Below are 15,793 nucleotides of genomic sequence, written 5' to 3'. Positions count from 1 at the left end.
CTGCCGGCTCGTACGCAGGATTGATATTCTGTTATGTTGAATCCGAACCGCGCTGGTGGTTCAGGGAGGATTTTTCAATGCAGATTCGAAATACGTTGACGTCTGCGGCTGTCACCGGAACACTCATTGCTACCGCTCTCGCCTTTGCTCCGGGTGCAAGTGCAGTCGAGTCCACTACGAACTCCACTGGCGTGGGCCCAACCCGAGCAGCATTGGCTCTCATGGAGACCTCACCCACTGAAGCCAGTAGAGAGTCGACGGATCCGCACGACGGAGAATCGGATCGCTCGGCGGTCGTTCCGTCCTCGTCCTGGGTCGCGCTCGACGAGGCAGTCGACCGGGAGAACCGCCTCTTCGACGGTGACCTTGCTCGTCGCGCAGGCGTGACGGAGACCGTGATCACCGACTTCGCCACGGGCTGGGTCGCTGCGGGCAACCGCGCGGAGAACTCGACTCTCGATGCGAAAGAGCTGATGGCGCTGCAAGGCAGTGAGTTGACCGTGCTAGCGTGCGCGGGCAAAAACCGCGTCGATCACACCGGCTTGCAGTACAACTACTACCTCAACTCGTGCAACACATCGAAGCTGGTTAGCGCGATAGCGGTGGGAGCGGGCGCCGCAGCCATCGCCGCCGTAATCATGGCGGCGACCGGCGTTGGTGCCGTGGCCGCTGGAATCGTGGCCGGTGCCCTCACGATCGCCGGAGGTGTCATCGGAATGTGCTCCTCCAAGGGTAGAGGAATCGTGGCCCATATCATCCAGTACACCAACGTCGTGTGGTGCAACAACCAGTAGGCCGTCGGCGGCCCGCCGAGATCACGGAAGGAATGCGAATGTACTCGACACCCAGAGGGTCGGCAATCACTTACATCCTGTGCGGGGCAAGCAGCAGCGCCGCGCTGACGCTGGGGCTCGTGAGCCTGATCTGTTTCCCGGCGGGCAGCTCGACTCCTCCGCAACTCGCAATGATCGCCGTACTCCTCGTGGCGGCAGCCCTGTGTGGATTGACGGCCGCTCGAATACGGCAGGCAAGACGCATCCTCAAATCCGACCGCGTCTAGCGCCGTTGCGGGGCCGACGCTGGAGTCTCGTGACTCCCGGGGCCCGACCTAGGCCTGACGGGAGCGCTTGCGCCGACGCGCGACCACCACGAGTCCGGCACCGACACCTACGAACCCGAGCGACAGCAGGAACTTGGCCGCGGCGTTCGAACCGGTGAAGGCCAGCTCGGCCGTCCCCACCGCCGGGTCCGACCCCGCGCCCACGACGCCGCCGCCCGACACCGCAGTCCCGCCGTCGCCGCCGTCACCCGCATCGAAGATCTGGTCGGCGCCGACGACCGTCGCCCGGGGCGCGGCGGGGTCGCTGAGGTCGTAGGCGAACGCGCCGACGGCGAAGGAGCCCGCGGGCACGGAGACCGTGGCCGACCAATGGCCGTCGGCGCCGACGACGATCCTGCCGTCGTACGCGGGGACCGCCTCGGACGGCGCCGCCGTCGACTCGTCGAACCATCCCGGGTAGAGGCCGGAGACGAAGTGGTCGTACGACGAGAGATCGGCGGCGAACAGCTGCACCCCGTCGCCGGCGGTGCCCGTGCCGGTGACTGTGGCGAGGTATCGCTCGTCGCCGACGGCGCCGCCTCCCGTACCGCCGGTGGGGTCGTCCGTCGGCTCGACGGCCGCCGGACCGACCGGCTGGCTGCCGACCTGCCCCGGGTCGTCCGCGGCGCCGGTTCCGCCGGCCGACGCGACGGTGAACGTCGGCTCGGCACCGGTTCCGTCGTCGACGGCGACTGCGATGTCGGGATCGACGTCGGCCGGCAGGATGTAGTCGGCCGGAAGCACGACGGTAGCCGGCCCGACTCGATCGCCGTCGGTGTAGCCGCTCAGAGGTCCGAGCTCGTCGTCGATCGTCTGAGCGACGGGAGTGAAGGAGTAGTCGCCGAGGCCGACGGGAACGTCGACCGTGAAGTGGCCTGTCGAGTCGGCGTCGGCGAAGTCGCCGTCCCAGGAGCCGTCGGCCGGGTCGACCGGCTGGGCGAGCACGAAGATGTGGTCGCCGGGCTTCGCCGTGCCGCTGACTGGAACGGAGAAGCGCCCGCTCCCGAACGGGAGGGACGTGCCGGGCACCTCGTCGCCCGGAAGAGGGGAGGTGATGACCGGGACCTGGGTCGCCGGTGCGTCGAACTGCACCTCCACCAGCTGCTCCGCGAGCGCGCGGCCGTCCGCTGTCCCGTCGATGAGGATGATCTGGTCCCAGCTGCCGTCGTGCGAGAACGAGAGGTCGACCGACCACGCGCCCGCCGAGTCGGCCACCGTCGACTCGCTGACGTCGCCGTGGTCGTTCGTCACCGTGATCGCAGCTCCTGCGGGTGCGCGGCCCGCGATGGTGACGTCCCAGTCGCCGTGCACGAAGTAGACGGTGTCGGGATCAGCCGGGGTGGTGATGACGATGCCCCTCGTCGGGCCGGTCGGAGCCTTCACGCCCGGAGCGACGTCGGCCGTCGACTGGGACGACGGCGCGGCGACCCGCGAGCGAGTCGCGGGGGCGGTGCCCGACCCGGCCTTCCGGACGAGCGACAGAGCCGCGGCATCGGCCGTCGACGGGTCGTGGCCGACGAGCGTCGACATCCGGGTCGACGACACCGGCGGCGTCGGGTCGGTCGCGGACGTGCTCGACGCGGCCACCGCGGGCAGCGATCCGAGCAGGCCGAGCGCGAGGGCTGCTATGGCAGCCACGGTCATCGGGACGATCTTGTTCACGTGAGACGCGCTTTCGGCGTGGGCACAGGGTGCACCCGCAGCCCTGCCCACCCCCGTGGCCGCGGTTCGCACCCGGCGATCACGGGTGGTGCGACGACGGTAGCAGTTCCTGCGCCCCCTCCCCCCACCCAGAACGGGTGGGGATCGAAGTGCCCCGGCCCAGTCAATTCGCACGCTCGCGGGCATAGATTCAGGCCATGACTCTCGATGACATCGGCCTGACGACCCTCCGCGGGCAGGCCACCACGTTCGGCGCGTACTCCGACAAGGTCGTGCTCGTCGTCAACGTCGCATCGCGCTGCGGCCTCGCTCCCCAGTACGAGAAGCTCGAAGCGCTGCAGAAGCAGTACGGCGAGCGCGGCTTCACGGTGCTCGGCTTCCCGAGCAACCAGTTTCTGCAGGAGCTCGGCACCTCCGACAAGATCGAGGAGTACTGCTCGGCCACCTGGGGTGTGACGTTCCCGATGATGGAGAAGGTCAAGGTCAACGGCCGGTCGGCCCACCCGCTCTACTCCGAGCTCACGAAGACGCCCGACGCGTCGGGCAAGGCCGGGCGCGTCACGTGGAACTTCGAGAAGTTCCTGGTGCTGCCGGGCGGCGAGGTGCTGCGGTTCCGGCCCAAGACCGAGCCCGATGCTCCCGAGATCGTGTCGGCGATCGAGAAGGCGCTCGTCGCGGCCTAGCTCGGCCTGCCGGGCCCGTTCGCCGAGAGGACGATCTTCGTCGATCTCGGCCTGCCGGGCGACAACGATCTCACTGTCGGCGCCTGAGGGCGGGTCAGACGGCGATGTCCCACACCGGCGCGGTGTAGGCGCGCGACCAGCCGGTCCGCAGGCGCGTGACGGCCCGGTCGTACGAGTCGAGGAGGTCCATGCGCGGGCGCACCATCCACTGGATCGTGAGCCCCTCGTAGAGGGCGACGAGCTGCTCGGCGCCGCGCGCCGGATCCATCGTGGCGGGCTCGCGGCCGAGCTCCACGTCGCGGGCGAGGTGGTGCTGCACGAGCTGGTGGAACTGCTTCCAGTCGTCGCGCAGCATCTGGCCCATCGGGTGATCGGGCAGCGCGGCGACGTTGAGGAGCGCCATGATGAGGCGCATGAGGGCCGGGTCGGCGAGGTTCGCTTCGACGATGCCGCGCAGGAAGACGACCGTGCCGTAGCGCTCCGCGATCGGCCGGAGCGGCTTCATCCGCTTGGCGTTCCAGCGGTCGACGGTGGCGAGCACGAGACCGTCGAACGTTCCGAACTGGCGCGTGATCATCTCGGTCGAGACTCCGGCCTCCTTAGCCACGTGCGCGAAGGTCACCTCGTGGAACGGGTGCTTGCTGAACATCGCGATCGCGCCGTCGACGATGGCCTTGCGAATCTCAGCGTCGGCCGAGAACGAGTCGGTCGTCGCGAATTCAGGGGAGGAGGGGTTTGCTGCCAGGTCGGTCACACCAGCAACAGTGGCAGGAACTGCATGCCCCTCGCGACCACCCGTTCTGGGCACTGACAGGCGTCGCCCGGTCGTGCAGTGGTCGTACGGCTCAGTGCTGTCGAACGACTCAGTGCTGTCGAACTACTTAGGGCTGTCGAACAGCTCAGGGCTGTCGAACGACTCAGTGCGCGAAGCCCTCGAACTGCGACTTCGTCATGACGACGTCGAAGCCGCCCTCGGCGTCGGCGTCGTCGTCCGACCCGCCGCCGCCGAGCAGAGACCTCGTGAGCGCCTCGCGGTCGGAGAGGAGAGCGTCGACGGCGGCCATGAGGTGCGTGTCTGCCACGGGCTCGCCCGCGACCGCGGCGGAGAGCACCGCCCGCCGCATGAGCTCCTTGGCGAACGATCCGGTCGTCCCGTCGGCGCGCTTGGCCGCGGAGGCGATCGCCTCGTCGCTGAACGGGAGCGCCCCGGCGTATCGACGGAACAGCTGCGTTCGCGCCGCCAGATCGGGCAACGGGATCTCGACGGCGAGGTCGACGCGGCCGGGCCGCTCCGAGAGGGCGCTCTCCAGCATCTCGACGCGGTTCGTCGTCATCAGGAAGGTCACGTCGGCGTCGCCGGCGAGGCCGTCGAGTGCGTCGAGCACCTGGAAGAGGAGCGGCTGAGGGCCGGCGCTGAAGTCGCGGTCGCTGGCCACGAGGTCGATGTCCTCCAGGACGACGATGGCCGGCTGGAAGGTACGGGCGACCTCGGCGGCCATCGTGATGTAGCCGATGCTCGAGCCGGTCAGAAGGATCGCGGTGGTGCCCTCGGTCGCGCTGATCAGGTGCCGGACCGTCATCGTCTTGCCGGTGCCGGGGGGTCCGTAGAGCAGCACGCCCCGCTTGAGGTGCTGCCCCGCGGCGAGAAGCGCGTCGCGGTGCCGGCCGATGCCGATGACGTGCTGCCGCACCTGGTCGATCACACCGGGCGCGAGAACGATCTCGTCGGCCTGGACGACGGGGCGCGCGACGAACGTCGCACCGGCCTCCATGCCGTACTCCGTCGACTCGAACGAGAGGACCTGGCCGCGGAGGACGCTCCGCTCGATCATCAGGCCCCGGAGGAGTTCCAGCGCCCTCTTCGATGTCTCGGCGTCGAGAGCGATCAGCTCGAGCGACACCGTCGACCTGCCGAACTGCGGAGCGGCGTCGCGCTGCAGCACGGCGACGGGCTTGCCGTCGACACGCAGCTTCCAGATGCCGAACGCGACGACCTGCCGCGTCGACGCGGGCCCGGTGGCTCGTTCGGCGAAGTCGACCGGCCCCACGGTGAAACGGCCGTACGCGTTCGAGAGGATCTCCTGGAGATCGGAGTGGTGCCTCTGCTGACCGCCGCCCACGCCGATCACCGAGTCGGGTCCGACTCCGCCGGCGAGCTCCGCCAGAGCGATGTCGGCGTCGGCCAGCCGGTGGGGCGCGATGGCCTCCGTGACGACCGAGAGCCGGGTCACATCGGCACCGAAATACGCCGTCAGGTGGTCCTGGACGCTCGGCTCCCCGGTGTCGGCGTTCTGCTCGTGCTCGCGCACCACCCGCTCGATGAAGGTCGCGAAGGTTCGCAGGAACTTCGCCTCGTCGTCGTCGCGCTCGTTCGCCATCCTGGTCCCCCCGCCTCGTAGCCTGCCCCCACGCTAGCGCGCGTTCCGATGCCTAGTCGGGCTGCACGACCGGCACCGGCGCCGTCGCCGTGTGCGGCGCCCGCACGCGCGGCATGGCCACCGCGGCCGCGACGGCCAGGAGCACGACCACGACCACCGCGACGAACACCGCGCTCGACGCGTCGACGACGGCGCTCGGCACGGTGTCGCCGTCGGGCGTCCGGGCGTAGATCGCGTTGGCGACGGCGCCGAAGATCGCGACGCCGATGGCGCTTCCGATCGACCGGGCGAACAGGTTGGTGCCGGTGACGACGCCGCGCTCGTTCCACTCGACGCTCGACTGCGCCGAGATCAGGCTGGGCGTGGCGACGAATCCCATGCCGAGGCCGACCACGAAGCACGCCGCCGCCACGACGACGAGGTTCGGGTGGTGCGCCGTCGCGGCGAGAACCCCTGCGCCGAGAAGGGCGACTCCGATGCCGATGAAGACCGTGCCGCGGAAGCCGATCCGCAGGTAGACCTTGCCGGCCTGCGAGGCGCTGACCGGCCAGCCGAGCGTCAGTGCCGCGAGCGCCAGGCCGGCGAGAATCGGCGACACGTGGATCGACCCCTCGAGGTAGGTCGGCACGTACGACGTGAGGCCGAGCACGATGGCGCCGACGCCGAACGAGATGAGCGACGTCGTCAGGAGCAGGCGGCGCGTGAACACCCACGGCGGCAGCACCGGCTCGGCCGCGCGGCGCTCGACCACGATGAAGATCGCGAGCAGGATCCCCCCGACCGCGAACGCGCCGATGCTCTGCGGGGAGTTCCACGCCCACGCCTGCCCGCCCTCGAGCAGCGCCAGGATCAGGAGGCTGAGCGACGCCGTCAGGAGCGCCGCACCGAGGTAGTCGACGCTGTGGCGCGTGCGCTCGATCTTCTCGTGGAAGGCGCGCAGGATCATCCAGGCTGCCAGGAGGCACAGCGGCACGTTGACGAAGAAGATGCCCCGCCAGATGCCGAGCTCCGAGAACACGCCGCCGAGGGTGGGCCCGACGACCGAGGCGATCGCCCAGACGCTCGCCAGATAGCCCTGCGCCTTGGCGCGCTCCTTGACGGTGTAGATGTCGCCTGCGATGGTGATCGCCATGGGCTGCACGGCACCGGCGCCGAGGCCCTGGACGACGCGGAACAGGATCAGCGCCGGCATGCTCCACGCGAACCCGCAGAGGATGCTGCCGACCAGGAAGAGCCCGATGCCGAACAGCATGAGCGGCTTGCGGCCGACCATGTCGGACAGCTTCGCGTAGATCGGCACGGAGACGGCCTGGGCCAGGAGGTAGATCGAGAACACCCACGGGAACGACGAGAAGCCGCCGATGTCGTGGACGATCGAGGGGACGGCGGTGGCGACGATTGTCGAGTCGATGGCGACGAGGCCCGTCGACAGCATCAGGGCGATGAGGATCGGGCCGCGGTCGGAGCGGAAGCCGACGCCGGCGGACGTGGTGGTCATTGGCCCCACGCTAGGCCGTTCGCGCGCTAGTCGGCGAGCGACCAGTCGTCGAAGGTGAACCCGGGCGAGACCAGGCACGAGACGAGTGCCTCGCCGGCCGAGGGGAGGGTGCGCTGCCAGGTGCCTGCGGGCACGAGCTCTTGGGCGACGGACTCGGAGCCGGCCGTTCCTGCGCCCGGGCCCAGGACGTGGCGCTCGGCGGCGACCGGCGTTGCACTCGTTCCTCCGAGCTCGAGCACGACCTCGTCGGGGCCGTGCCAGAGCCAGATCTCGTCGGACTCGACCTTGTGCCACGCCGACGCCTCGCCGGGCGGGAGCAGGAAGTGGATCAGCGTCGCCGCGGGCCGGTCGCCGGTGGCGTTCAGGGCCGGCGACGTCCAGGTGCGGCGGTACCAGCCGCCCTCGGGGTGCGGCTCGAGGTCGAGGGCCGCGGCGCGCGCGGGCACGTCGAGCCACTCGATGACATCGCCGTCGACGGTTCGGCGGGCTACCTGGTCAGTCATGGGCTTCTTTCGTGAGGAGGGCGCCATCCTGGGCGCGGATCTCGCCGCGGATGACGGTGGCGCTGGCGCGCCCGGCGCCGTCCTCGACGAGGGCGGCGAAGGCGTCGGGGACGGTGCGGGCGTCGACGTCGAACACGATGAGGTCAGCGCGGGCTCCGACGGCGAGGTGGCCGATGCGGTCGGGTCCGGTGGCCAGGCCGATGGCATTCGCGCCGCCGAGAGTGACCGCGGCGAGCAGCCGCTCGTGCAGGTCGAGGGCGCCGTAGCCCTGGGCACGGGCGATGCGGTGCAGGGCCGTGACGTCGGCCATCAGGTCGAGCGAGGGCGACGACGACAGCGAGTCCGTGCCGATCGCGATCGGGCTGCCCTCGCGGAGGTAGTCGGCGACCGGCGGCGGGTCGAGGCCGATCACGGCGTTCGAGCGCGGGCAGAGCGCGACGGCCGTGCCGCGGGCCCGCAGCAGGGCGCGGTCGGCGGCGGTCATGTAGACGCCGTGCGCGATGTGGCAGTCGGGGCCGAGCACCCCGAGGCGGTCGACGAAGCTGGTGGCGCTGGCGCCGAAGCCCAGCTCGCGCAGCGCGCGAAAGGAGGGGACGCCGGCGAAGTGCCAGTCCTCGTGCCGCTCGCCGTGGTCGGTCGGGATGCGCTCGCCCTCGAACGCCGACTCCCCGAGGTGAAGGTGCAGGCGGAGGCCGCGCTGGCGGACGATGTCGGGCAGCTCGAGCAGCGGCGAGACGTCGAGCGAGTAGGGCGCGTGCGGAGACAGGCCGACCCCGGGGACGGCCGGGATGCGCTCCAGCTCGGCCACGACCTGGTCGCGGCCGCGCGCCTCCCAGGCCGCGTTCTCCCAGTTCATGACCTCCCAGAACGCGACGCCGCCGAGCCCGGCGTCGCCGAGCACCGATGCCGCCTCCATGTCGGTGACGATGTCGGCGATGCTGGTCACCCCGGCGACGATCGACGCCGCGGCCCCGGCTGCCGCCTCGGCCCTCCAGTCGTGCGGCTTCTCGTACTCGACGTCGAACGCCTTCGCCCAGTCGTCGAATCCGTCGTACTGCCCCTGACCGACGGCTGCCATGCCGGTGTACTGCAGGTGCGAGTGCGCGTTGACGAGGCCCGGCAGCAGGGCGCCGCGCCAGTGGTGCTCGGTGAACGCCAGGCCGCGGGCGGCGAGCTGGTCGACGACCCAGGCGTGCTCGCCGACGTGCAGGATGCGGCCGTCCTGCACCGCGACGGCGCCGTCGAGGATGGGCGGGGCGGTCATCGGCACGACGATGCGGGCCGAGTGGACCGAGACGGGGCGGCCGGGGCCACCGGGGCCGCCGGCTTCGGCTCCGGTCATGCGCGCGGCCCGAAGCGCGTGGTGGCGACGTCGAAAGGAGCGTCGCCCGGGCTCGCGGCGAACGGCGGCGTCGTCACACCGAGCCGCCGGAGCGCCAGCGTCGCGATGCGGTGATCGGCGCCCGGGTCGACCGGGTGCAGGCCCGGCGCCAGCGAGCCGCGACCGGCGAGCAGCGTGCGCACCGCCTCGAGCTGCACCGCGAACGAGAGGTCCATGATCTCGATCGGGTTGCCCTCGCCGGCCGCGATGTTGACGCAGGAGCCTCCCGCCAGCAGAAGCACGCCGCCGCCGCCCGGCAGCGTCAGCGACTCGACGTGCTCTGTCAGGGTGAGGCGGGAGGTTCCTGCGCCCTGAGCTTCGGCGAGCGCCACCTCGTTGTCGACTCCGCCGGCGACGGCGATGACGCACCCGGGCGCGCAGGAACTCAGGGCGGCGAACGTCACGGTGTCGCGCACCCCCGTCGCCGAGACGACGAGGTCGGCGGTGGCCACGGCGGTCTCGAGCGGCGCCACCGCGTACCCGGCGTACGCCGCCTGGAGCGCGCGCACAGGGTCGATCTCGGCCACCGTGACACTCAGCCCCAGCGCCGTCAGCATCTGCGCGCAGCCCTCGCCCACGGGGCCGAAGCCGGCGACGACCGCTCTGCCGCCGGGCGCGACCCGGTGCCCCTCGACGCCGTCGAGCGCGTCGACGATCGCGAAGACGCACGACTGGCCGGTGCCGTAGCGGTTGTCGAACCAGGTCTTGGTGCGGGCGTCGTTCACGGCGATGACGGGCACGCGGAGGTCGCCGCGCTCGGCCATCACGCGGAGCGGCCGCAGCCCCGACGTGGTCTCCTCGGCGGCTCCGATCATGCCGTCGAGGAGCTCGGGGGCGGCGTCGCGGGGCGTCGTCTCTTCGCGGGCCGGCGTCTCTTCCTGAGGCGGCGTCTCTTCGTGGGCCAGCGTCTCCTCCTGAGGCAGCGTCTCTTCGTGGGCCAGCCTGATCAGGTGCGATCCGTCGTCGAGCAGGATGTCGGGTCGCGTGCGCAGGAACTCGAGCGCCAGCCCCCGCTGCTCCCGGAGCGTCGCGGCGCTGTCGGCGTAGACGCTGAACCCGCGCGTGCGGAGCGCGTCGGCCACGGCGTCGTCGGTCTCGTCGGCGTGGGCGTACACGGCCACCTCCGCGCCGGCGTCACGCAGCAGCAGCGACAGCACGGCCGTCTTCGGCTCTAGCACCATGCTCACGCCGACCCGCAGGCCCGCCAGGTCGAGGCCCCTGACGGTCTCGGTCGAGATCGGCATGCGCTGCGCCGCCCACTCGATGCGGCTGTCGGCGTCGTCCTGGCGGAGCGGGGCCGCGTCGTCGCTCGTGTCGATGACGAGGGCGCCCTCGTCGGGCCCGCGATCCGCCGTGTCGACCAGCCACAGGTGATCGACGGGGCCGGCCGGCAGGTCTCGCCCGCCGAGGGCCTGGAGCAAGCTCCGGAGCGCATCGGCACGGGCTCCCCCGCCCTCGATACGGAACCGTCGCCCGGCGATCAGGAGGTTCGTCTCACGCGCGAAACGGCGGACCGCGGCCGACGCCCACGCTTGCTCGTGCATGCCCTCAGTATGGCAAGGCCCGCCCTGCGAGTCGTTGCGTGACGCCGACCGCGCGAGTGTCGGTGGTTGCGCTGTAATATCCAGTACTTCCCCACTCCTCGAACGAAGGCTCCCTGAGATGCGTCTCCGCTCCCGCACTGCTGTCGTCGCCGCCACCGTCCTCGCCGCGACGCTCGCTCTCGCCGGCTGCTCCGCCGGCTCGTCGAGCAGCGCCTCCGGCACCGTGACCGACGGCAAGCTCACCATCGCGACCGGGCAGCCCGCCTACTCGCCGTGGGTCGAGGACAACAAGCCGCAGTCGGGCGAGGGCTTCGAGTCGGCCGTGGCCTACGCCGTCGCCAAGGAGATGGGCTACTCGAAGTCCGACGTCGTCTGGACGAGATCCACCTTCGACAGCGCCATCGCGCCCGGCGCGAAAGACTGGGACCTCAACATCCAGCAGTTCAGCGTCACCACCGCCCGCAAGAAGGCCGTCGACTTCTCGACGCCGTACTACACGACCACCCAGGCCGTCGTCACGACGAGCAAGTCGAAGGCCGCGGACGCCACCAGCGTCGCCGATCTCAAGGGCGACAGCATCGGCGTCGCGACCGGCACGACCAGCCTCGCGACCGTCCAGAAAGACGTCGGAGTCACGCCGCAGGTGTTCAACTCGAACGACGACGCGATCCTGGCCCTCAAATCGGGCCAGATCGATGCGGTCGTCACCGACCTCCCCACGGCGTTCTACATCGCCTCGGCCGAGCTCGACGACGGCAAGGTCATCGGCCAGTTCCCGTCGACGGGAGACGGCGACCAGTTCGCCTTCGTGCTCCCGAAGGGCTCGAAGGTCACCTCGAAGGTCGACACCGCCCTGGCCGCTCTCGAGAAAGACGGCACCCTGGCCGAGCTGACGAAGACCTGGCTGTCCGACAAGGTCGACGCCCCCATCCTCAAGTGACCGCCGCCGTCGGCGCGCCGTCCGAGCTGGAGGTCGAGCGGCGCCTCTACCGCCGCCAGCGCGGCCGCCGCTCGCTGATCGCGAGCATCGCGTCGACCGTCGTGGTCGTCGCCATCGTCTACTTCGGCGTCGTCAACACCCCCGGCTGGGCCTCCGTCCAGCAGTCGTTCTTCGACCCGAAGACGGCGGCCGACTCGTTCCCGTCGATCCTGCTCGGCCTGTGGCTGAACGTGCGGATCCTGTTCTTCGCGGCCATCGGCGTGGCCGTATTCGGCACGCTGCTCGCGGTGGTCCGCGGGCTGCAGAACCCGGTGTTCTTCCCGCTGCGAATGCTCGCGACCGGTTACACCGACCTGTTCCGCGGCCTGCCGCTCATCATCGTGCTGTACCTCGTCGGGTTCGGGATCCCCGGGCTCGGCGTCTTCCCGCGGCTGCCCTACGCCGTGCTCGGCACGGTCGCGATCATCCTCACCTACTCGTCGTACATCGCCGAGGTGCTCCGCGCCGGCATGGAGGCCGTGCACCCGTCGCAGCGCCTCGCCGCGCGGTCGCTCGGCCTGACGCACGCCAAGACTCTCCGCCTCGTCGTGCTGCCGCAGGCGCTCCGCAAGGTCACCCCGGCGCTCATGAACGACTTCGTCTCCATGCAGAAGGACGTCGGGCTCGTCTCGATCCTCGGCGCGATCGATGCCGTGCGCAGCGCTCAGATCGCGTCGCAGGAGACCTACAACTTCACGCCGTACGTCGTCGCCGGCCTGCTGTTCGTGGTCATCAGCCTGCCGCTCATCCGTGTGACCGACGCCATCGCCCGACGCCAGCAGCGGCGCGAGCAGATCGGGGGTGCGGTGTGAGCGCCCCGGCTTTCCGCGACGACCAGCCCACGTCCGAATCCGCGCCGACCCCCGATGCAGTGCTTGAGCTGCGCGGCCTCCGCAAGTCCTTCGGCGATCAGGAGGTGCTGCGGGGCATCGACCTGACCGTGCACACGCACGAGGTCATCGCCGTGATCGGCGCCTCCGGATCAGGCAAGTCGACGCTGCTCAAGACGGTCAACCTGCTCGAGGGGATCGACGACGGCCAGATCCTGCTGCGCGGCAGCGACATCTCCGATCCGCGGGTCGACGTCGACGCCACCCGCGCGCGCATCGGCGTCGTCTTCCAGCAGTTCAACCTCTTCCCGCACATGACCGTGCTGAACAACGTGACCCTCGCGTCGCGCCGGGTGCACGGCATCGACCGCGCCGCGGCCGAGGCGACAGCGCAGACCCTGCTCGACCGCATCGGGCTGGGCACGTTCGCTGGCGCCTACCCCGACCGGCTCTCGGGCGGGCAGCAGCAGCGCGTCGCCATCGCTCGAGCGATCGCGTCCGACCCCGAACTGCTGCTGCTCGACGAGGTGACGAGCGCGCTCGACCCGCAGCTCGTCGGCGAGGTGCTCGACCTCGTGACCGAGCTCAAGGAGGGCGGCTCGACGATCCTCATGACGACGCACGAGATGCACTTCGCGCGGAACGTGGCCGACCGCATCGTCTTCCTGCACAAGGGCGAGGTCGTCGAGCAGGGCGCGCCGGCCGAGGTGCTCGACGCGCCGCAGCACCCGGCGCTTATCGAGTTCCTCTCGCGCGCGGCCCACTAGCCTCGACGCTCCGACGCGAAGACCGAAAGACGAGCAAAGATGTCCTTATTGCGGCCTAACTCATTAACCCGCAATATGAAAGAATCGACACATGGCTCGCTTCACGCACGTACGGCATCGCGGAGATCCAGGCGCGGCCACGCGAAGCGAGCGAACCGGCTACTCCTATCTGCGCTACGAACCTGACCCGCTCCGCGACCGGCTCCTCGAACTCGACTCCGACACCTGGCGATCGGTGGCGGAGGCAGGCGCCGCCCTCGCTGAGTCCGAGTCCCGACTCTTCCACCTCGGCGGAACAGAGGCTCTCGGGCGAATACTGCTTCGGGCTGAGGCCGTGGCGTCGTCTCGGATCGAGGGGCTCGAGGTGTCGCCACGGCGCCTCCTCGAAGAGGAGCACCTCGCCCGAACCGAGGCCGGACATCGACACACGACCGCGGGCGAAGTGATCGGCAACATCGATGCCATGCGCCTCGTGATCGAGCGAATCCAGTCGGGCCACGAGATCGTTCTCGACGACATTCTCTCCACCCATCGCGAGCTCATGCGGAAATCCGCTACGCCCGAGATCGGAGGGCGGCTGCGGCAGGGGCAGAACTGGATCGGCGGCGCCACACCCGCGCTTGCCGAATTCGTGCCTCCGCACCCCGATGCTGTCGAGGGACTTCTCCTCGATCTGCTCGAGTTCGTCGACAGGAGCAACCTGCCATCCATCGCTATCGCTGCGATCGCCCACGCGCAGTTCGAGACCATCCATCCCTTCGCCGACGGCAACGGCCGGACAGGCCGAGCTCTGATCCACATGGTCCTTCGATCCCGCGGCGCAACGAGCGCGGCCGCTCCGCCGATCTCGCTCAGCTTCGCCACGCATTCGCGCGACTATGTCGAGGCATTGACGCTCTTCCGCTACCAGGGCGACGGGTCCTCGCCCCTGGCCGCATCGCGCGCAGCACACTTCGTGCGGTTCTTCAGCACAGCAGTGTCCGAAGTGGTGGACCAGATGGAGCGCTTCGAGTCCGAGATACGCGGATTGCAGGCGACCTGGAGGTCCGCCCTCGTCGGAGTCCGCTCTGACTCGGCGGTCTGGGAACTCCTTGACCTCTTCCCCGGAATGCCCGTGCTCACGGCACGATCGGTCCAGAGCGCCACGAACCGCAGCTTCACGACCATTAACGACGGGCTGGCCGCGCTCGAAGCCAAGGGCATCATCGTTCAACGCAGCGTCGGCACACGCAATCGAGTGTTCGAAGTGCAATCGATCATCACGGCGATGGCCTTGTTCGAACGACGGCTCGCGTCGCCCGTGCTCGACACAGCCTCCGTCCAGCCGAATCGGCCGGTGCCGGCTCGCCCTCAGCACTAGCCTGGCGCGATGACCAAGCGCGACACCCGCACCCTCCCCAAAGCCGAGCTGCACGTCCACGCCGAGGGAACCCTCGAGCCCGAGATGGTCTTCGCCCTCGCCGCGAAGAACGGCGTCGCGCTCCCCTACGCCGACATCGACGACCTGCGCTCGCGCTACAGCTTCTCGAACCTGCAGGAGTTCCTCGACCTCTACTACGCGTGCACTGCCGTGCTCGTGACCCGCGACGACTTCCGCGACCTGGCCGCCGCCTACCTGGAGCGCGCCGCGCACGACGGAGTCCGCCACGTCGAGCTGTTCTTCGACCCCCAGGCCCACACGGCCCGCGGCGTCGCGATCGACGACGTCCTCGACGGCCTGCTCGACGCGTTCCGCCAGGCCGAGGCCGACCACGGGATCACCGGCGGCCTGATCCTCTGCGTCATGCGCCACCTCCCCGCCGACGACGCGATGGCCACCCTCGAGTCGGTGGCCCACCGCGCCGGCGACCTGCTGGCGATCGGCATGGACTCGTCCGAGGTCGGCTTCCCCGCCGCCCCCTTCGGCGCCGTCTATGCGCGGGCGCAGGAACTCGGCCTCCACGCCGTCGCACACGCCGGCGAGGAGGGCGACCCCTCGTACGTCTGGTCCGCCCTCGACGACCTCCGGGTGCAGCGCGTCGACCACGGCATCCGCAGCCTCGAAGACCCGGCCCTCGTCGAGCGCCTCGTCGCCGACGGCATCACGCTGACCGTCTGCCCGCTCTCGAACGTGCGGCTCGCCGTGACACCCGACCTCGCCGACCACCCCCTGCCGCGGATGCTCGAGCTCGGCGTCCTCGCCACCGTGAACTCCGACGACCCGGCGTACTTCGGGGGCTACATCGACGACAACTTCCGCGCGGTCCGCACCAGCCTGGGGCTCGACGATGCCGCGCTCGCGTCGCTGGCGCGCAACTCGATCACGGGAGCGTTCGCGTCCGCCGACCGCAAGGCCGAGCTGCTCGCCGGGGTCGACGCCTGGCTCGACGCGCCGCAGTAGTCGCGGAGCCCGTGCCCGGCACGCCGGGCGGCGCCCCCACTCGCGAAATGGCCCCGCCCGTCGGGCCCCCGCCTCGGGGCCGACGGCGA

General features: G+C 70.3%; 14 protein-coding genes. 7 read left to right on the top strand and 7 right to left on the bottom strand.

Translation table 11 applies throughout. The annotated features are described in order from the left end of the window. Positions 1-221 precede the first annotated feature (221 nt). Positions 222-794, top strand: a complete 573-nt coding sequence (locus EDF46_RS13685; protein ID WP_123506857.1) for a hypothetical protein — start codon at positions 222-224, stop codon at positions 792-794. 314 nt (positions 795-1,108) lie between these two features. On the opposite strand, the gene EDF46_RS13680 is transcribed toward EDF46_RS13685, so the two are convergent. After that, positions 1,109-2,761, bottom strand: coding sequence for a hypothetical protein (locus EDF46_RS13680; protein WP_123506856.1), 1,653 nt, complete (start codon positions 2,759-2,761; stop codon positions 1,109-1,111). A gap of 197 nt (positions 2,762-2,958) precedes the next feature. On the opposite strand from EDF46_RS13680, the gene EDF46_RS13675 reads away from it, so the two are divergent. Further along, positions 2,959-3,444: a glutathione peroxidase gene (locus EDF46_RS13675; protein WP_123506855.1), complete on the top strand. Its 486-nt coding sequence runs from the start codon at positions 2,959-2,961 to the stop codon at positions 3,442-3,444. A gap of 94 nt (positions 3,445-3,538) precedes the next feature. Here the strand turns inward: EDF46_RS13675 and EDF46_RS13670 are convergent, their stop codons facing one another. The 6 genes from EDF46_RS13670 to EDF46_RS13645 all read right to left on the bottom strand — a co-directional run bounded on the left by EDF46_RS13670 (position 3,539) and on the right by EDF46_RS13645 (position 10,748). Continuing rightward, on the bottom strand, positions 3,539-4,198 hold the full coding sequence (locus tag EDF46_RS13670) for a TetR/AcrR family transcriptional regulator (protein WP_123506854.1): 660 nt from the start codon (positions 4,196-4,198) through the stop codon (positions 3,539-3,541). Positions 4,199-4,361: 163 nt separating this feature from the next. Next, on the bottom strand, positions 4,362-5,822 hold the full coding sequence (locus EDF46_RS13665; protein ID WP_123506853.1) for an ATP-binding protein: 1,461 nt from the start codon (positions 5,820-5,822) through the stop codon (positions 4,362-4,364). A 52-nt stretch (positions 5,823-5,874) separates the two neighbouring features. After that, positions 5,875-7,320 carry an MFS transporter gene (locus EDF46_RS13660; RefSeq protein ID WP_123506852.1) on the bottom strand — a complete coding sequence of 482 codons (1,446 nt, stop codon included), beginning with the start codon at positions 7,318-7,320 and terminating at the stop codon, positions 5,875-5,877. A gap of 26 nt (positions 7,321-7,346) precedes the next feature. After that, positions 7,347-7,823 (bottom strand): cupin domain-containing protein, encoded by a 477-nt coding sequence (locus EDF46_RS13655; protein ID WP_123506851.1) that lies wholly within the window; start codon positions 7,821-7,823, stop codon positions 7,347-7,349. Further along, positions 7,816-9,165 (bottom strand): amidohydrolase family protein, encoded by a 1,350-nt coding sequence (locus tag EDF46_RS13650; protein ID WP_123506850.1) that lies wholly within the window; start codon positions 9,163-9,165, stop codon positions 7,816-7,818. Before EDF46_RS13650 ends, EDF46_RS13655 begins: the two co-directional genes overlap by 8 nt. Continuing rightward, positions 9,162-10,748 (bottom strand): adenosylhomocysteinase, encoded by a 1,587-nt coding sequence (locus tag EDF46_RS13645; protein WP_123506849.1) that lies wholly within the window; start codon positions 10,746-10,748, stop codon positions 9,162-9,164. The genes EDF46_RS13650 and EDF46_RS13645 overlap by 4 nt, the downstream gene beginning before the upstream one ends. A gap of 118 nt (positions 10,749-10,866) precedes the next feature. Between EDF46_RS13645 and EDF46_RS13640 the strand changes: the two genes are divergently transcribed. From EDF46_RS13640 to EDF46_RS13620, 5 genes are all read left to right on the top strand, one after another. Further along, the gene (locus tag EDF46_RS13640) at positions 10,867-11,688 is read left to right on the top strand and encodes an ABC transporter substrate-binding protein (RefSeq protein WP_123506848.1); all 822 of its coding nucleotides are present in this window, start codon (positions 10,867-10,869) and stop codon (positions 11,686-11,688) included. Continuing rightward, positions 11,685-12,539 (top strand): amino acid ABC transporter permease, encoded by an 855-nt coding sequence (locus tag EDF46_RS13635; RefSeq protein ID WP_123506847.1) that lies wholly within the window; start codon positions 11,685-11,687, stop codon positions 12,537-12,539. Before EDF46_RS13640 ends, EDF46_RS13635 begins: the two co-directional genes overlap by 4 nt. A 59-nt stretch (positions 12,540-12,598) precedes the next feature. Next, positions 12,599-13,324: an amino acid ABC transporter ATP-binding protein gene (locus EDF46_RS13630; protein WP_233580058.1), complete on the top strand. Its 726-nt coding sequence runs from the start codon at positions 12,599-12,601 to the stop codon at positions 13,322-13,324. Positions 13,325-13,415: 91 nt separating this feature from the next. Continuing rightward, positions 13,416-14,684: a Fic family protein gene (locus tag EDF46_RS13625; RefSeq protein WP_123506845.1), complete on the top strand. Its 1,269-nt coding sequence runs from the start codon at positions 13,416-13,418 to the stop codon at positions 14,682-14,684. Between the two features lie 9 nt (positions 14,685-14,693). Continuing rightward, entirely contained in the window at positions 14,694-15,704 is a 1,011-nt protein-coding gene (locus EDF46_RS13620; RefSeq protein WP_123506844.1) for an adenosine deaminase, read from the top strand. The last annotated feature ends 89 nt before the right edge of the window (positions 15,705-15,793 follow it).

Origin of the sequence: Frondihabitans sp. PhB188 (genome assembly GCF_003752365.1) — a bacterium.
Taxonomy (GTDB): Bacteria; Actinomycetota; Actinomycetes; order Actinomycetales; family Microbacteriaceae; genus Frondihabitans.
This window is presented reverse-complemented; position numbering and strand designations above follow the sequence as displayed.